The organism is Planomonospora algeriensis, from assembly GCF_977012225.1.
The window spans coordinates 1-447 of record NZ_CDRNDK010001106.1; the positions used below are offsets into that span (position 1 = coordinate 1).

The 447-nt window shown below is 69.4% G+C and carries 1 pseudogene; it reads right to left on the reverse strand.

The annotated features are described in order from the left end of the window. A pseudogene (locus tag ACWJ6R_RS38030) lies at positions 1–447 on the reverse strand (Crp/Fnr family transcriptional regulator); the annotation flags it as partial.

Genomic DNA, 447 nt, shown 5'->3' on the forward strand with positions numbered 1-447 from the left:
CCAGGTAGGAGATGATCGCGTGCTCGTCGATGCCCATGAACCGCACCGACAGCCCCGGTTCGTACTCGTCCACCAGCCCGGTGCGGCGCAGCCCCACGACGCCCTGGTCCTTCTCCCCCAGGCGCATCACCATGATCGAGGTCAGGCCGCCGCCGCTGATCGGGATCTTGTTGCAGGGCAGCATCGGCACGCCCCGCCACGCGGGCGCCTTCTGCCCGTTGAACTCCACGCTCTGCGGGTTGAGGCCCCGGCTGTTGCACTGGCGGGCGAACGCGGCGATCGCCTTGGGGTGGGCGAACAGGACGGTCGGGTTCTTCCAGACGGTGGCGAGCAGGTCGTCGAGGTCGTCGGGGGTGGGCGGGCCGGAGCGGGTGTGGATGCGCTGCTTGAGGTCGGCGTTGTGCAGCAGCCCGAACTCGCGGTTGTTGACCAGCTCGTGCTCCTGCC